At 55.5% G+C, this 16511-nt stretch carries 10 protein-coding genes and 1 pseudogene; 4 read left to right on the top strand and 7 right to left on the bottom strand.

Going from position 1 to position 16511, the window contains the following annotated elements; genetic code table 11:
* Window positions 1-176: 176 nt before the first annotated feature.
* The 4 genes from EL199_RS05450 to EL199_RS05435 are packed head-to-tail and all read right to left on the bottom strand — an operon-like array spanning window position 177 to window position 3247.
* Window positions 177-443, bottom strand: a complete 267-nt coding sequence (locus tag EL199_RS05450) for a hypothetical protein (RefSeq protein ID WP_004139513.1) — start codon at window positions 441-443, stop codon at window positions 177-179.
* Window positions 443-1384: a ribosome small subunit-dependent GTPase A gene (gene rsgA / locus EL199_RS05445; protein ID WP_004139512.1), complete on the bottom strand. Its 942-nt coding sequence runs from the start codon at window positions 1382-1384 to the stop codon at window positions 443-445. Before rsgA ends, EL199_RS05450 begins: the two co-directional genes overlap by 1 nt.
* A complete protein-coding gene (locus EL199_RS05440; protein WP_004139511.1) occupies window positions 1371-2123 on the bottom strand; it encodes an MlaA family lipoprotein in 753 nt (250 codons plus the stop codon). Before EL199_RS05440 ends, rsgA begins: the two co-directional genes overlap by 14 nt.
* Window positions 2120-3247, bottom strand: a complete 1128-nt coding sequence (locus EL199_RS05435) for an AI-2E family transporter (protein WP_004139509.1) — start codon at window positions 3245-3247, stop codon at window positions 2120-2122. Before EL199_RS05435 ends, EL199_RS05440 begins: the two co-directional genes overlap by 4 nt.
* Before the next feature lie 56 nt (window positions 3248-3303).
* Here EL199_RS05435 and prmB point away from each other — a divergent pair, with 56 nt between their 5' ends.
* Window positions 3304-4203 carry a 50S ribosomal protein L3 N(5)-glutamine methyltransferase gene (prmB, locus tag EL199_RS05430; RefSeq protein ID WP_004139506.1) on the top strand — a complete coding sequence of 300 codons (900 nt, stop codon included), beginning with the start codon at window positions 3304-3306 and terminating at the stop codon, window positions 4201-4203.
* Between the two features lie 42 nt (window positions 4204-4245).
* Here prmB and yjgA read toward each other — a convergent pair whose 3' ends face one another.
* Window positions 4246-4806, bottom strand: a complete 561-nt coding sequence (yjgA, locus tag EL199_RS05425) for a ribosome biogenesis factor YjgA (protein WP_004139504.1) — start codon at window positions 4804-4806, stop codon at window positions 4246-4248.
* 71 nt (window positions 4807-4877) lie between these two features.
* Between yjgA and dacB the strand changes: the two genes are divergently transcribed.
* Window positions 4878-6290, top strand: a complete 1413-nt coding sequence (gene dacB / locus EL199_RS05420; RefSeq protein ID WP_004139501.1) for a D-alanyl-D-alanine carboxypeptidase/D-alanyl-D-alanine endopeptidase — start codon at window positions 4878-4880, stop codon at window positions 6288-6290.
* Between the two features lie 578 nt (window positions 6291-6868).
* On the opposite strand, the gene EL199_RS05415 is transcribed toward dacB, so the two are convergent.
* Together EL199_RS05415 and EL199_RS05410 are read right to left on the bottom strand one after the other, a co-directional pair.
* The gene (locus EL199_RS05415; protein ID WP_081447793.1) at window positions 6869-11260 is read right to left on the bottom strand and encodes a hypothetical protein; all 4392 of its coding nucleotides are present in this window, start codon (window positions 11258-11260) and stop codon (window positions 6869-6871) included.
* 21 nt (window positions 11261-11281) lie between these two features.
* Window positions 11282-12388, bottom strand: coding sequence for a WD40 repeat domain-containing protein (locus tag EL199_RS05410; protein ID WP_040354493.1), 1107 nt, complete (start codon window positions 12386-12388; stop codon window positions 11282-11284).
* Between the two features lie 547 nt (window positions 12389-12935).
* Between EL199_RS05410 and EL199_RS05405 the strand changes: the two are divergent.
* Together EL199_RS05405 and EL199_RS05400 are read left to right on the top strand one after the other, a co-directional pair.
* Window positions 12936-15014 (top strand): annotated as a pseudogene (locus EL199_RS05405) (type I secretion system permease/ATPase); the annotation flags it as partial.
* 62 nt (window positions 15015-15076) lie between these two features.
* Window positions 15077-16510: an HlyD family type I secretion periplasmic adaptor subunit gene (locus EL199_RS05400; RefSeq protein ID WP_004139489.1), complete on the top strand. Its 1434-nt coding sequence runs from the start codon at window positions 15077-15079 to the stop codon at window positions 16508-16510.
* Window position 16511: the final 1 nt, after the last annotated feature.

The raw sequence follows: 16511 nt of genomic DNA, 5'->3' as shown, positions 1-16511 counted from the left end.
GTTTTTACATACAGGGTAGCGACTATGGTGTATGTATAGCAATCCTCACAAAGCCCTGTACTGTGTTGCGCCGCCTCGCCGTACAACCGCGTACTGTCTTCGGCGGCGCGCCTTGTACAGAGCTTTGTGAGTATCGCTATATATTTTCAGGGAATCATCGGTGTGCTGGCTAGTGTTTAATCAGCCCAAAGCAAGGCGGCGAGCGGGATGGCGGTAAGCAGGCAGCCGTAGTAAAGGCCGTACATCAGGCTGCGCAGGTGGCTGGGTTCGCGCCGGGTGGGTATCAGCCCGCCGCTTATTAAGACCAGGGACAGAAAGATTAGGTGAAAGAGCGGTGAGTAAAGAAGCAGCGCTGCCAGCAAGGCGGTAAAGAGCGCGCTGTAGCGGAGGAACAGCGCTTTGTCGATGTGGTTGCGGGCGTAGAAACCGGGTTTTGCGCGCATCAGGGGTTCGCCAGCAGTTGTAGCAGGTTGTGGTAGCGGGCGGGGGCGATGTCGCCACGTTCCAGCGCGGCGAGGACGGCGCAGTCGGGTGCGGTTTGGTGGTCGCAGTCATGGAAGCGGCAGTGGCTGGCGTGTTCGCGGATGTCCGGACAGGCGGCGAGTATTTGCGCGCGGTCGAGGTGTTCGAGGGCAAATCCGCGCACGCCGGGGGTGTCGATGAGGGCGGTCGCGTCGTCAAGCGGGTAACGGCGCAGGTTGGTGGTGGTGTGGCGGCCGTGGCCGGTCGCCTCTGATATGGCTTGTATCCAGATGTCGGCGTCGGGTTTGAGGCTGCGGATGAGGCTGGATTTGCCGACGCCGGATTGGCCGCAGAGGATGGTTTGTTTGTCGCGCAGCCAGTCGCGCAGGGCGGCGGGGACGCCGTTTTCTTGCAGGCTGGCGCGGTACACGGGGATGTCGAGCGCCTGGTAGGGGGCAAGGCGCGCTTCCAGGGCGGCGGTAGCGGCATCGTCCAGCAGGTCGGTTTTGTTGTGCAGGATGGCGGCGGGGATGCCTGCGTAGTGGGCGGCGATGAGGTGGCGGTCGATGAGGTTTTCTTGCCAGTCGGGTTCTGCGGCGATGGTGATGAGTAGTTGGTCGAGGTTGGCGGCGATGGTTTTGGCCTTGCGTCCCTGCCATTTGGCGAGCGCGTTGTGGCGCGGCAGGATGGCTTCGACGACGGCGTGGCTGTCGTCGGTGCGGTGGATGAGGACGCGGTCGTTGCAGGCGATGTCGCCGCTGTGTTTGCGCCAGTCGGCGGTGAGGAGTGCGCCGTATTGTTCGAGGATGAGTTGGTAGCCGAGGTGGCAGACGACGGTGGCGCTTTGGCTCGCGTCGCCTTCTGCCAGTTTGTCGGCTTGTTGTGCGGCGATGCGTCGCCGCTGTTGTTTATTGAGTTTCAACGTGTTGTTCTTGTTCGAAGATGTCATCCAGTGCTTTTTGTTCGCCCGCGCTGCGTTGTTCGCCGGTGACCTGGCCGAAGCGGTATTGCAGCCAGGTGTCGCGCACCAGGGTGTATTTGTCGGTCGGCTGGTCGGTGGCGACTTTTTCCAGCGGCAGGAGTTGGGCGCGCGTCTGGATGCCGTTCACCGCGGTCAGCGTCCAGTAGGCGGTTTTGTCGTCAATGGCGAGGCGCTGTGGCGCGGTCGCGGTATCGACGACGCGGCCAAAGCCGTCGCGCACGGTCGAGGGGCCAAAGAGCGGCAGCATGAGGAAGGGGCCGCTGTTCACGCCGTAGTGGGCAAGGGTCGTGCCGAAGTCTTCGTGGATTTTCGGGTTGCCCATCGGGGTGGCGACGTCGATGAGGCCGCCGAGGCCATAGACGGTGTTGTCGATAACGCGCGCCAGTATTTGCAGCGATTGGCGGAATTTGAGCTGGAGCAGGCTGTTGGCAAATGAGCCGACGTCGCCGAGGTTGCCGAAGAAGTTGCTGATGCCTTTTTTCACCGGCGCGGGGGTGATGGTGTCGTAGCCGGTGGCGAGGGGTTTGAGCAGGTAGGTGTCAAGAGTGTCGTTAAAGACGAAGACTTTGCGGTTGAACGGCTCCCACGGGTCGTAGGTGTAGCCGTTGGCGTCGATGGCGCTGCTGCACGCGGTCAGCAATCCGGCAGCGGCGATGAGGGCGAGGAGGTGTTTTTTCATGGTTCGGGGTTTTCCGGGGGTGGGAGTTCGGGGGCGGCTTCGTTTTCAGGGTCTTCCGGCGGGGCGGGGTCGTCGTCGGCATAGACGTCGCTTTGCAGGTAGTGCTGTTTGCAGTAGCCGAGGAAGACGTTAATCACGGCGGCGGCGGGCAGGGCGAGCAGCACGCCCATGAAGCCAAAGAGCTGGCCGCCGGCGAGCACGGCAAAGAGGACGGCGACCGGATGCAGGCCGATGCGATCGCCGACGAATTTCGGCGTCAGCACCATGCCTTCGATCGCCTGCGCGATGCAGAAGACGGCGACGACGCCGACGAGGTGCGACACGTCCTGAAACTGCAACAGCGCCATGCCGCCCGCAAGCGCCATGCCGACGATGAGGCCGAGATACGGCACGAAGCTCACCAGGCCGGCGAAGATGCCGATGGCAATCGCCATGTCGAGGCCGAGTGCGGTCAGGCCGATGGCGTAGATGAGGCCGAGGCCGCTCATCACCAGCAGTTGCCCGCGCAAAAAGCCGCCGAGGACTTCATCGGAGCGGCGCACCAGGAGCGTTACCGTGCCAATCGCCTTGCGCGGCACCAGTTCGGCGGTCTTTGCCACCATCGCGTCCCAGTCGCGCAGCATATAAAAGGTAATCACCGGCACCAGCACCAGATAGCTGACGAAGCTGATAATCCAGTTCGCAGACCCCGTCACCTTCGCCAGCACATTCTTCAAAAGCGTCGCCGACGAGCCGAGATTGTCCTTGATGGCGGCAATGATGTCGTCAATCCGGAACTCGCCGGGGGTGATGTCAAACAGCGCGGCAAGCCGCGGCAGCGCGCTCTGCTGCAACCATTGGCCATAATTGGGCAACTTGCCGACGACGCGGTCAATCTGCCCGCCAATCGCCGGAATCACCACCAGCACAATCAGCGCGAAAAACAGAAAAATGCCGCAGAACACCGTGACCACCGCCGTCGTACGCGACAGGCGCCAGCGTTGCAGGCGATCAACCAGCGGATCGCCCAAATAAGCGAGCAGCGTCGCCAAGAAAAAAGGTGTGAGGACAGGAGCTAGCAAGTAAAATAAAAAACCGGCAAACAGCAGAAGCGCCAGCCCAAATAACGCGTTGGAATTTCTCATTAAAAAAGCCGAAAAGCCGTGAAAACGGCGCTCATTCTAACAGCCCCGGAAAACCCATGCACGCACTCGCCACCCTGCTCGACTGGATACGCTACAGCGCGAGCCGCCTCGCCGCCGCCGACGTCTATTACGGCCACGGCACCGACAACGCCCTCGACGAAGCCGCAGCCCTCGTCCTCGGTCTGCTCAAACTGCCCTACGACCTGAGCCCCGCCTACTTCGCCGCCCGCCTCACCGACGACGAAATCGCCACCCTCCGCGACGCGCTGGAGCGGCGTATCCGCGAACGCATCCCCGTGCCTTACCTCACCCGCCGCACCCTCTACGGCGGCTACGAATTCTACATTGACGAACGCGCCCTCATCCCGCGCTCGCCCATCGCCGAACTCATCGCGCGCGACCTCGCGCCGTGGTGGCCACAAGGCGAAGCGCCGGAACGCATCCTTGACCTCTGCTGCGGCAGCGGCTGCCTCGGCATCCTCGCGCAATTGCAGCAGCCGCAGGCGGAAGTCGTCCTCGCCGACCTTGATACGGATGCACTTGACGTCGCCCGCCTCAACCTCGCCCGTTACAACATGAGCGACGTCGTCGAAATCTGTCAAGGCGACGGCCTCGCCGCCGTGCGCGGACAATTCGACTGGATCATCTGCAACCCGCCCTACGTGGAAGCGGCAGAAATGGACGACATCGCCACCGAATACCGCCACGAACCGCGGCAGGCGCTGGTCTCCGGCGAAGACGGCCTCGACTTCACCCGTCGCCTGCTGCATGAAGCGCCCGACTACCTCACAGAACGCGGCCTGCTGGTGCTGGAAGTCGGCATGAGCTGGCCGCAACTGGAAGACGCCTACCCCGACGCAGGCTTTGACTGGGTCGAATTCGAACGCGGCGGCGAAGGCGTCTGTATCATCAGCGCCGACGAACTGCTCGCCTGGCGCGAAGCGGGCGTGGTCTGAACGGCTGCCACCCACAAAAAAGCCCGCATCTGCGGGCTTTTATCATTCCTCATAAAAAAGCGCCAAGCCCTGCAAATACTTCTGCAAGCGGCGCTGATACTTGTTTGGCGCGTTGCTCGGCGCGGCGGGGGCATCGTCATCAACTTCAGCCGTCGCCGCGGCCAACAGCTTCTGCGCCTCGCGCACCAGTTGGCGCAAATGCTGCAAATCAAGATCGGCATAGCGGCCAAGCAGCTCGCCATAAATATCGGCGTCTCCTGCCAGCAGGCGCGCAATTTCGCCCTGAATGCGCTGCTGCTTGCCGGGGCTGTGCAGATACGGATGATTGACGTGTTCGTGCGCGGCGAGAATTTCCTCATAGCCCTGCTCGTCCAAAAGGCGGGTGAGATAATTCAGATGGCGCGAAAGCGCGTTGCCGGTCAAGCGCTTGCCCTCGACCAGCGCCGCTTGCAGCGTCTCGTCAATCGGCAAAAGCGGGTACTGGTGCGCCGGCAGTTTCAAAAGTTCACGCGCAAAGATTTTAATATGCTCGCGTTCGCGCTTGGCCTGGCTGCGGTTTTCGCGGATGACGCGGCCTTCTTCGTCATAGTGTTTTTCGCTCATGTGCGGTTTCGTTTTTCAGCGGGATGCCTATAATAGCCGCTTTTTTGGCAGCGTTGGCTTGGGAGGGCTGAATGCGCATTGGTTTTTTCTTGCTTTGTTCGTGGTTCTGCCTGCTCGCCCAAGCACAGCAGCTGCCCGCAGCGGTTACGGAAATGCTGAACAAGAACAAGGTGGCGCCGGAAGACGTCAGCATCTGGGTGCAAGGGATAGAAGCGGAAGTGCCGCTGGTCGATCTGAACGGCAAACAACTGCGCCACCCCGCCTCGGTGGAAAAAGTGCTGACCACCGCCTCCGGCCTGATTCGCCTCGGCGCGGATTTCCGTTGGGAAACGAAGTTTTACGTTGACAGCCTGCCCGATGCCAACGGCGTCGTCGATGGCAACCTCTACGTCGTCGGCGGTGGCGATCCCTTCCTCGTCGAAGAACAACTGCTGGCGATGCTGCAAGGCCTGCAACAGGCGGGCGTGCGCCACATCACCGGCGACATCGTCCTTGATGACTCGCTCTACCACCTCTCGCCGCAAGAGCGCGACGCCGCCGCCTTCGACGGCAAACCCTGGGCGGCTTACAACGCCGTGCCGCATCCGCTGATGGTCAACTTCCGCACCGTCAAAATGCAAGTCACCCCGCAGGCAGGCAAACCCAAACTGGCGCTCGTCCCGGAAATCGTCAACTGGAAAATCGACAACCAGCTGCAAGTGCGCAAAGGCAATTGCAGCGGCGACGGCTTCACCCCGTCGGCCGTGCTGGAGCGCGACGACAAAGGCTACGCGGTGATGCACGTCGCCGGCACCTACGCCACCGGCTGTGGCGCGCAAGACGTCATGCTCGTCCTCGGCGAGGCGAGCGAACAGTTCTACTACCTCTTCCGCGACCTCTGGTACCGCCTCGGCGGCAGCTTCGACGGCGCGGGCAAAGTCGCCAAAACCCCGTCCACCGCAAAACACATCTACACCGGCCTCTCCGAACCGCTTGCCGTACAAATCCAGCGCATGAACCAAGAAAGCAACAACGTCATGACGCGCCAACTCATGCTCACCCTCGGCGCCAAAACCTTCGACCCACCCGGCAGCCTCGAAAAAGGCCGCAACGCCGTGCGCATGACGCTGGAAGCCTTCGGCATCAACACCGACGGCATGATCATCGACAACGGCGCCGGCCTCTCCCGCCTCGAACTGACCAGCGCCGAACAACTCGCCCAACTGCTGCGCTACATCTACCTCTCTGACCAAGGACAAACCTTCCTGCAATCGCTGGCGGTCGCCGGCGAAAGCGGCACCCTGCGCAAACGCTACCGCGGCGAAGCACTCGCCGGGCGCGTCATCGGCAAAACCGGCACCATTGACAACGTGCGCAGCTTCGCCGGCTACGTCCGCGCCGAAAGCGGACGCAACTACGTCGTCGTCATCATCGGCAACGGCAAAAGCGCCGTGCGCAGCCGCGCCATGCAGGACGACCTCTTCCGCTGGCTGTACCAACAATAACGGCTAACACTCTCACAGGACCGCCACCAGCCCATCACGCCGCAAATCGGCAGCATCCGGCAAACTCTGCGGCAGCGGTGACTTGAATGCTGGATTTATAACGGTACACGCAAAGTTCTGCACAAGGCGCGATGCCAAAGACAGTACGCGGTTATAGGCACGGGTTTCCCATATAAAATGACCTTCCCCATTTTTATGGGTGCCAACACCGTATGAGATTTTAGGGGGATTACTATACCACCAGGGGCTGTTTGCAATTTGAGTCCCCCTTCCCCGCGGAGCGGGGGAGAGCCGGGGTTCCCTTGAAAAAGGCGAACGCCTTTTTCAAGGGAACCCGGGGAGGGGGTGTGAAAAGTCGCGTAGCGACGGCATTATTCAAAACGAGGAGTCCTTAAACGTATATCGTCATGTGAAGTTTGTTTATCCCTGCCCTTCTCCCAGAGGGACAAGCATTGCTCGCGTAGCGAGAGAGGGGCTTATCCGCCGAAATGCAAACAGCCCCTAATCAAAAGAACCTTAACGCTTGTCCTTGTTCCCACAATAAAAAAGCCGCCCGGAGGCGGCTCTTCTTTCAGTCATCACACCTGACTGGCAACCAACTGCGGTTTAGGCTGCAAATCGGGAGCGGCGAGCGCCGTTGGCGTTGCCGTCTGACTTTGCGTGGCCATGGCGGAGAGCATCTGTTGCGATTGCTGTGCCGCCTTAGCATCCAGCGTGCTTGCCGGTGTTGCTGTCGCACCACCCGTTTTCAAGGCAGCATCTACCGCTGTGGCATTCTGCTGCGCGGTAACGCTTTGCGTGTCGCCCTTACTTGATACTTGCGAATCCACAGAAGTCGCGGCAGCAATTTGCGTCGCTTTACCTGATGCAGGAACGGCCGCTTGAGTTGCAGTATCCGTCGCAGCAGACTGAACTTTCGTATCGGCGGGCGTTTGCGCAGCAAGCACATTTTTCCCGGCATCATTACCCGAAACAGTAGCGCTATCCGCTTTCTGTACAGCATCTGTTGATGCCGCGCCATCTTTGTGTAGCTGCAACGGCGGATGGAACGTATCAACGGCAACAATTTTCTCGGGCGTATTCGCAACCTGCGCCTTGCTATCATCGGTGGTGGCCGTTGCCGCCTTTTCTTGTGGGGTAACAGCGGCTGTAGCGCTATCTGGCGTAGCAGCGTCTGCTTGTGCAGTTGCCGCTACTGGCGCTTTTAGGCCTTCCGTTGGCAAGTCTTTACCGCGCAGTTCCGCCGCTTTGAAAGTGGCATCGTCAAACTGGAAGTGGTAGCGGTCGTTGGTACTGCTAAAGAAGTAGTCCTTCAGCGTTACCCGGTCATCGCCGCCATAAGCCTTAACTACAAGGTCATAGCCTTCACGTGCAAAGGCTGCTTTCTCTGCCTGCGCACCCTCAAAGCGCAACGTGTCCGCCTGTTCGTCGTTGTAACCGTAGTCTTTGACGGTATCTTTGCCATGACCGGCACGGAACTGGTAGGTATCGCTTTCAACAGCACCACCTTCCAGATGGTCATCACCAGCGCCACCATCAAGCGTGTCATGTCCGGCTCGGCCGTAGAGGTGGTCGTTGCCTTCGTTGCCGTGCAAAACGTCATCGCCGCTATCACCGCCTAATGAATCGTCGCCTTCTCCACCGTGCAGCACGTCATTGCCGTCACCGCCACTTAGACCATCGTTGCCGCTGTCTCCATGGAGGGTGTCATTGCCATCGTAGCCATAGAGGGTGTCGTCACCGGCTCCGCCATGAATGGCATCATCCGAGTACCAACCCACCAGACGGTCGTTGTTTTCTGTACCAGTGAAGTCAAAGGCTTTTTTGATGAGGTCTTCACGGCCTAGTTTGTTGTCGTCAAACTGGAAGTGGTAGCGTTCGTTGCTACTGCTAATGAAGTAGTCCTTCAGCGTTACCCGGTCATCGCCGCCATAAGCCTTAACTACAAGGTCATAGCCTTCATGTGCAAAGACTGCTTTCTCTGCCTGCGCACCCTCAAAGCGCAACGTGTCCGCCTGTTCGTCGTTGCGAGCGTAGTCTGTGACGGTATCTTTGCCATGACCGGTGCGGAACAGGTAGGTATCGCTTTCGTAGATGCCTCCTTCCAGCTGATCATCACCAGCGCCACCATCAAGCGTGTCATGTCCGGCTTCGCCGTAGAGGTGGTCGTTGCCTTCTCCACCGTGCAGCACGTCATTGCCGTAACCGCCACTTAGACCATCGTTGCCGCTGTCTCCATGGAGGGTGTCATTGCCACCGTAGCCATAGAGGGTGTCGTCACCGGCTCCGCCATGGATGGTATCATCCGAGTACCAACCCTGCAGATAGTCGTTGTTTTCTGTACTGGTGAAGTCAAAGCCTTTTTTGATGAGGTCTTCCCTGCTCAGCTTGCTGTCGTCAAAGTGGAAGTTATAGCGGCTGTAGTTATCGCCGTAGAAGTAATCTTTCAACGCGACCCGGTCATCGCCGCCATAAGCCTTAACTACAAGGTCATAGCCTTCACGTGCAAAGGCTGCTTTCTCTGCCTGCGCACCCTTAAAGCGCAACGTGTCCGCTTGTTCGTCGTTGTGAGCGTAGTCTGTGACGGTATCTTTGCCATGACCGGCACGGAACTGGTAGGTATCGCTTTCAACATCACCACCTTCCAGATGGTCATCACCAGCGCCACCATCAAGCGTGTCATGTCCGGCTCCGCCGTAGAGGTGGTCGTTGCCTTCGTTGCCGTGCAAAACGTCATCGCCGCTATCACCGCCTAATGAATCGTCGCCTTCCCCTCCGTGTAGCACATCATTGCCATCACCGCCATTCAAAGCATCGTTGCCTTTATCTCCATAAAGGTAGTTGGCATTGTTATTACCCCGCAAGGTGTCATCACCATCTTTACCGATTCTGTAACCCATGGTAGCAAGCATATTTTCGCTCAGTAAACCACTATGAGGGATAAGACTGTATACCATCGTTGCAAAGGTCGTTTCACCCAGCGTCTTGCTGTACGCCTCAAAGGTGCCGTTACGGCTCGCCTCTTGCGCGTACTGCACGAATTTCTCGGCAAGCGGTGCCAGGTCGGTGTTTTTGCCGTCGGCGTTGCCTTTAGCGAGCAGTTCGCCGAGATCGGTGAAGGCTTTGCCGGGATTTTTCGCGTGAACTTCGTCGAAGAGGGCAGCGACACCGCTGTAGTCCAGTTGCAGTTTGCCGTCCTCGCTCATGCCGAAGCGGATAGCATTGAGATAGGGCTTGAGGCGGGTCTGGAAGAGCAGGCCGTCGTAGAGGTTATCGGCAAGGTTGGTGTAGGTTTTTTCAATGGTGTCGAGGGTATGTTGTGCCTGTGCCTTGGTGCCGTAATAGAGGTGGGTGGAATCGGTGCCGGTGAAGGCGTCAAGAATGCCGATTTTTTCATGCAGAGCAGCTTTCTTTTTCTTATCTGGATCTTCAATGCCAAGCAGCGACCAGATGCTGGGGCCCTGAATCGTACCCAATTCTTTGAGTTGTTCCGGAGTGAGCGGAATGGCATTACCTTTATTACCACTGGCTTGGGCAAACTTTTGTGTCGCTGCTGCCAGGACGCCTTCGGTGGTAAAGCGCTTATCGGTGCCAGCCCAGGCGCGCAAAAGTTGATCACGCAGCGCCAGTTGTTCTTCCTTGGTTTGCGCGTTGGCATAGGCTTGCAGGGCGGCGGCGACGTCAGGTGATTGTGCTGCCGCTTCACGCAGGTCGCGCACGCGACCGCTGCCACGCAGGTTCGGCGCTTGCTGCTGTTCGTCGGTAAGCGGCAGGCTGTCGGCATATCGGCTGTGGAAATGATCGGCGGCGAGGTTGAGATCGCCCATTTGTTTTTCGTTACCGTCGCTGTCGGTATAGGTACCTTCTTCGGCGAGGCTGTTGCCGTTGCCCAAGTCGCGATCGCTGTTTTTATTGGCGAGATTGAGTGCCTTGACCTTGGCCTCATTGAGGGTGAGCAGCTCGCCTTCCTGGCTGATGCCGTCCTGATTCAGGTCGCGCCAGACGCGCAGCTTGGCAAAAGCGCTGTCGGCGGCATCTACCTTGCCGTCACCGTTGTCATCGAGATCGGCCAATGCCTGATAACCATTGGCAGCGCGTTCGCCATTTTTAAGGAGGGTGTTGTCGCCGAAAAGCTCACCACCGTTATTGACGACACCATCGCCATTGCGGTCATAAACGAGCAGGCCGTCATCCTTGTTTATCCAACCAGTCGCGGTACGAATGCCGTCATTACTATGGTCAAAGAGCGCACCTTTATGACCGTTGCTGGCGAGGGTTTCAATGCCATCGCCGTCAAGGTCTAGGGTGAGGGGATCGTATTGGCGGATAGCTGCGTAACGGTAGAGATCGTCCCAGCCCGCTTTAATTTTTGGATCAATTGTAAATGAATTATAATTTTCCCAACCATAAGGATAAAGGTGTAAAAGAGTTACGAATCCAAGATTATTGTAATCTTCATTAATGGGGAGTGGTATATTTTCATATTTTAAAGTAAATGAGGGTTTGTTATCAAGGTAAACTGTATATGTTCCCTCTGTAGGCATAAAGGAACCATTGTACCTTCCCTTATTTGTATCTTGCTTATTGTTTTTTACATTAGCGCCATCTTTTTTTCTAGCTTCTTCATTAACAGTACTTGCATTGCTTCCGTCTATAATAGCATCTCTTTTGTCTATATACACTGATGCCATGATAGATGAAACATTATTTAAACTGCCCTGAAGGTTAGATAGAGCTTGATCTGCTGAATCAGCGAGTATACTGGGAGCTGTTCTCCGCACTACTATCCTGCCACCTTCTACTAAATTCCCTAAAGTTTTCTCATCCGCTGTTTTTCCATTAAAGAAATTTCTTAAAACGGTTACGCCTCTCTCAATATCTTCTTTATCTTGCTTAAGATCTTCTATTGTATCGTTAGCTTCTTTAGCTCGTTTAGCACCTTCAATAACTTCATTAATTTTACCAGCCATAGTAAACTCCCAAAATTGATTTTAAAAAGAAAATTGTTCAGAAGGAAAATCTGTTCTCACGTAACGTAACATCCTTCCTTTTTCATCCAACTCTATCCAAGACGGCTCAACGGTAGCGATGATAAAATTACCATTTTTTAGAGATATGATTTTTTGAATAATTTCTTGCGATACCCCTAATATATATCGATATTTTAAATTATTTAAATCATCAAATATCCATGCTACCATATTAAATTTTTCCTTTCTATCACCAAACGCTCCTGCTGAAAATAACACATTAGCTTTTCCCCAAGATAAGGTTCTTGCAAAATTAGTGTTATTTATATCATCTGTATTTATCTCCGAGATTGACAAATGCTTCACATTTCCAATAAAAAGAAACTCTCTTTTCCCATTATCAAATGAAACAGCAAGTTTATCTTTGTTTGCATTAACCGCCAGTGAATGGATGTCATTGACATCTAGAGCAATTTTTTTAGTTACGGTATTTTTCCCATCTGTTTCAAAAATTTCTAAATCCCCATTATCAGATGCTGTTATAAATCTTTTGTCCGATATAAACAAGCATTCCCCAACAGGAACGGACTCTTTATTGTCTCTTTTAATATGCTGGTGCGTCCATTTTGTAGTGTCCCATATACTTAATCCTCCTATAAATGTATCTACCAAAAAATTCCCATTTGGGGATATGCATATATCTTCAATAAATCTGACATTAGGCACTACGGTCTTTTTTAATGCGCCAGATCTTATATCAAAAAGATAAATTCCATTGGCAACTCCACCAACAGCAAGCCAGCGATTTTTGGGATCAAAGGTCGCAACCATAATTCGCCCAGTATTCTCTGATTCTTTATAAGACCAGTCGTCCTCTGGCATCTGTACATCGTAAAGTTTTTTCCCTGTAGCGATTTCCCATACGGTTGCTTTCTTTCCCTGCACTGTTACCAGTAGTGTTTCATCCGCATTGACAGCCGCATTGATAATAGGCTCTGCCGCGTGTGCCCAAGAAGATACCCAGACCATACAGACAAGAAACAGATAACGCGAGTAACTCCCTAAGTCTATAGTCGCACTTTTTAGCACTATTTGCCAAAAAGTTTGCTTTTTCTGCATAGGTTGCATCCGTAAATTCTCCTGAATCAAGTAGCAGATTTTATTTGTCCGCCTGTTGAGAGTTACAAAAACCATACTACAACTTTGCTAACACGAGCAACTCCTCTCTACCCTCCCACGCCACTCAAGCCACCTTCCTTCACGCACCAGCCTGCCAAAAACCCAGTAACTATGCGGTTCATCACACATAATGACCATGTAGTAACCTTTGTATTTTTTCACAATATCGTTCATATTCATGTCTGAAAAGGCGCCCTACCGCTATCTGCAAGCACGGTTTTTCAAAATGATGGGGTAAGCCTCACCCTACCACCATTGAATATGGGCGGTATCCTGAAATCTATCTATACTGTAATCGGCTCATCCACCACTAAAAATGCCTTTGTTTACAGTAAAATATTTACTCACAACACCCAGCAATCCTGCCTACGGTCATATCCGTCATTTGACTTCACCACCAACCACTGCAAGAATCCGCCACATCTTAACTATTTGTTTCTTTTCCTTCATCTTGCCTGCATATGGACACGTCCCCCGTTAGTGCTGCTGTTGCCTCCACCATTTTATGGCGCACGTGCATGGGGTGGCAGCGAGTGGCGAGGATTTGTTGCACCGCTTTTCTGCCAATGGCAAGGATTTGAATCAGGAGGAGTGGTTATTGGCGGCGCGTTATTTGGGTTTGAAGGTGCGCGCCGTTTCCCGTTCGGTATCCAGGTTGCATTTGCTGGCTTTGCCTGCGGTGGTGTGGCAGCCGGACGGACAGCATTTTATTTTGGCGCGGGTGGATGACGGACAGTTTTTGATTCAGGATTTGGCGGCGGGCAAGCCGCTTTTGTTGTCTTTGGCAGATTTTGCCGCGCGCTTTTCCGGGCAGTTGATTTTGGTCGCCTCGCGTGCCTCCATCTTGGGTTCTCTCGCCAAGTTTGATTTCACCTGGTTTATTCCGGCGGTGATTAAGTACCGCCGGATTTTTTTGGAGGTGTTGGCGGTATCGATTGTGTTGCAGTTGTTCGCGCTGATTACCCCGCTCTTTTTTCAGGTAGTGATGGACAAGGTGCTGGTGCATCGTGGTTTCAGTACGCTCGATGTGATTGCCGTCGCTTTTGTGGTGGTGACACTGTTTGAGGTGGTGCTGGGCGGGCTGCGCTCTTATATTTTTGCGCATACGACCAGCCGCATTGATGTGGAGCTGGGCGCGCGGCTTTATCGCCATTTGTTGCAGTTGCCGATTAGTTATTTTGAGCAGCGCCGCGTTGGCGATACGGTGGCACGGGTGCGCGAGCTGGAGCAGATTCGCAATTTTTTGACTGGGCAGGCGCTGACCTCGGTGCTGGATTTGCTGTTTTCTTTCATCTTTATCGCGGTGATGTGGTTTTACAGCGGCTGGCTGACGTTGATCGTGGTGGTGTCGCTGCCGGTATATGCCGCCTGGTCGGCGCTGATTACGCCGGTGTTGCGCGCACGGCTGAACGAGAAATTCGCCCGCTATGCGGATAATCAGTCTTTTTTGGTGGAATCGGTGTCGGCACTGGGGACGATAAAGTCAATGGCAGTCGAGCCGCAGATGACGCGGCGCTGGGACAAGCAGATGGCGAGTTATGTGCAGACGGGTTTCCGCGTGACCAAGCTCGCGACTATCGGCCAGCAAGGGATTCAGCTCATTCAGAAGTCGGTAACTATCGCTACTCTTTATTTTGGCGCGAAGCTGGTGATTGAAGGCAAGCTGACGGTGGGGCAGTTGATTGCTTTTAATATGTTGGCCGGGCAGGTAGCGGCTCCGGTGATACGGCTTGCGCAACTGTGGCAGGATTTTCAGCAGGTCGGGATTTCGGTGGCACGGCTTGGTGATATTTTGAATACGCCGACGGAAAATCCTTCTTCCCGCCTTAATTTGCCGGAGATTCGTGGCGATATTGCTTTTGACCATGTGCAGTTCCGCTATCGCCCGGATGGGCAGTTGGTATTGCCGGATTTGAGTGTGCAGTTCCGCGCCGGTGAGGTGATTGGTATTGTTGGCCGTTCCGGTTCGGGCAAGAGTACGCTGACCAAGCTGGTGCAGCGGCTGTATGTGCCAGAGCAGGGACGGGTGTTGATTGACGGCAATGATTTGGCGCTGGCTGATCCGGCTTGGTTACGTCGCCAGGTGGGGGTGGTGTTGCAGGAGAATGTGCTGATGAATGCCAGCGTGCGCGACAATATCGCCCTTTCTGATCCGGGGATGCCGCTGGAGCGGGTGATTCAGGCGGCGCAATTGGCCGGGGCACATGATTTCATCATGGAGCTGCGCGAGGGTTATGACACCATGGTCGGTGAACAGGGCGCGGGGCTTTCCGGCGGGCAGCGGCAGCGCATCGCCATCGCCCGCGCATTGGTAACGAATCCACGTATTTTGATTTTGGATGAGGCGACGAGCGCGCTGGATTATGAGTCGGAACGCGCCATCATGGCGAACATGGATGCCATCTGCCGCGACCGCACCGTGCTGATTATCGCGCACCGCCTTTCTACTGTGCGCCGGGCGCACCGCATTATTGCGATGGACAAGGGGCGGATTGTCGAGGAAGGCACGCATGAGGAGCTGCTCAAACGCGAGCAGGGGTATTACCGCTATTTGTACCAGTTGCAGAATGGGTGATATACATATATATGTATCCCGCGTGAAGAAGCACAACGATGAACGAAACAGGAGCGGTATAAATGGGCATCCGCAAAGAAGCATGGAGCGACCTGCTCAAGCGTTACCTCACCGTGTGGCGTAACGTCTGGGCGGTACGCAAGGAACTGGAACCACCCAAGCGCGACCGCCACGAGCGTGATTTTCTCCCTGCGCATCTTGAACTTACCGAAACGCCGGTATCGCCGCTGCCCAAATGGACGGCGCGGCTAATTATGCTCTTTGCCGTGCTGGCGCTGGTCTGGGCATGGTTCGGTCAACTGGATATTGTCGCCGTCGCCCAAGGCAAAACCGAGCCAGGCGGACAGAGCAAGGTGATTCAGCCGCTGGAGACGGCGGAAGTGAAGGTCATCCATGTGCGCGACGGTCAGCATGTGGAAGCTGGCGAAACCTTGCTGGAACTGCGCGCAGTGGGTAGCGATGCCGATGTAACCCAATCAGAAAAAGCGCTGCACGCGGCGCAGCTCGCCAAATGGCGTAATGAAGCGCTACTTGCTGCGCTGGATCACAACCGCCCGCCGCAGATGAACAAAGCCGCCGCCTTACAGGCGGGCATTGAGGAAGCCGATTTCTTGCAGGCGCAGCTATTGGTGAGCAACCAGTATCAGGCTTGGGCGGCACAAGATCAGCAAATCGGCGCACGTATCCGTCAGCACGAAGCCGAGTCGCGTGTAGTCAATGCTGAAATTGACAAACTGACTAATCTCGGCAGCATCGAAAGCAAGCGCACTAGCGACTTGAACAAACTGGTCAAACAAAACTTCATCTCCAACCACGCCTACCTCGAACAAAAAAGCAAACTGATCGAAAACCAGAACGACCTCAAAAGCAAGCGCAACCAGCGCGAACAAATCAAGGCAGCGATAGACGAAGCGAAAGACAGCCGCGCCGTCAACACCCAGACCATCCGCCGCGACACCCTCGATGCCCTGCGCCAGGCAGACGAACAAAGCGCACAACTGCGCGCCCAACTAGACAAGGCACAACAACGCCAGCGCTTGATGCGCCTCGCCGCACCGGTCAGCGGAACCGTACAACAACTGGCGACGCATACCATCGGCGGCGTGGTAACTGCGGCGCAACCGCTCTTGGTCATCGTCCCCGACGACTACCAGCTGAACGTCAAAGCGCTCATCCTCAACAAAGACATCGGCTTCGTCCGCCAGGGACAAGAAGCCGTTATCAAAATCGAAGCCTTCCCCTACACCCGCTATGGCTACCTCACCGGCAAAGTACAAACCATCAGTTACGACGCTATCGAAAACGAACAACTCGGCCTCGTCTATGCCGCGACCATCGCGCTTGACCACGATACCCTGAACATCGAAGGCCAGCCGGTGCGCCTCTCCGCCGGGATGAACATCACCGCCGAAATCAAAACCGGCAAGCGCCGCGTGCTTGACTACCTCCTGAGCCCGCTACAAACTAAAATCGACGAAAGCCTGCGCCAACGCTAAC

The organism is Cardiobacterium hominis (genome assembly GCF_900637305.1).
Classification (GTDB): domain Bacteria; phylum Pseudomonadota; class Gammaproteobacteria; order Cardiobacteriales; family Cardiobacteriaceae; genus Cardiobacterium; species Cardiobacterium hominis.
This window is presented reverse-complemented; position numbering and strand designations above follow the sequence as displayed.